The 827-nt window shown below is 59.6% G+C and carries 2 protein-coding genes; one reads left to right on the top strand and one right to left on the bottom strand.

Features of this window, described 5'->3' with window-relative positions; genetic code table 11:
* Nucleotides 1–463 (bottom strand): DUF1849 family protein (locus EN935_RS38295; protein ID WP_127374358.1); only part of this gene is annotated, 463 nt, incomplete at its 3' end.
* 138 nt (nt 464–601) lie between these two features.
* Here EN935_RS38295 and EN935_RS38290 point away from each other — a divergent pair.
* A partial coding sequence (locus EN935_RS38290) for an Atu1372/SO_1960 family protein (RefSeq protein WP_245489172.1) occupies nt 602–827 on the top strand: 226 nt, incomplete at its 3' end.

Raw genomic sequence — 827 nt, 5'->3', positions numbered from 1 at the left:
GTTCGACTAGGTGCTGGGTCGGGAATTGGGTGCTCGCCAGCTCGACGCTGTTCTTTTCAGGCTTGTCGATATCGACCTTCAGGCCCTTGGTCTCTTTCGTGGCGACGCCCTTGACCTCCTTGTCGAGGTTCTGGTCGACGAAGGATTTCGTCACGAATGAAAACGTCTTGCCTTCAGCGTCCTCGAAAGTGGTCGTCTGCTGATCCGTCAGCCTAGTGTTGTCGGCAGTGACGATCTGGGTGACGAAGCGGAATTTCACCGTATAGCCTTCGCAGGCCGAGCCGTTGAACTCATAGACCATGCGGCCGGATATGCCTGTGATGCCGGACTGATCGGACGCCTTCTTGAGGGTAAGGTCGTAAACGGCGCGGTGGGCTTGCAGCGCCGGCACGGCAAAGGCTGGGCCTATCGAGAAGACCCCCGACAACAGGACGGCATGGAATGCAAGGCGCGTTGCGCGCATGAGGTACTCCGATCGTCGCGGCTAATGGCAAGCCGCAGGGAAAGATGGTCCAGCTTAAAAAAAGTCGTGGCGGAAGCGAGGCAAAAATAGCAATTTCGGCCCGGCCCGCGCGGCGTCACCAAGCAATAGGGAAATACCATGAGTGAAACAATCGAAAAGCGGCTAAGCGATCTGGGCGTGGCGCTTCCTGTCGCCGCCGCGCCCGCCGCCAACTACGTGCCCTATTGCAGGACCGGCAATTTGCTGTTCACCGCCGGCCAATTGCCGCTCAAGGACGGCAAGCTGCAGGCGAGCGGGCTGCTTGGCCGCGATGTCGACACGGCAGGCGGCAAGGACGCCGCAAAGTACTGCGCGATCAACATCC

The sequence above is a fragment of the Mesorhizobium sp. M7D.F.Ca.US.004.03.1.1 genome (assembly GCF_003998635.1).
Lineage (GTDB): Bacteria > Pseudomonadota > Alphaproteobacteria > Rhizobiales > Rhizobiaceae > Mesorhizobium > Mesorhizobium loti.
This window is presented reverse-complemented; position numbering and strand designations above follow the sequence as displayed.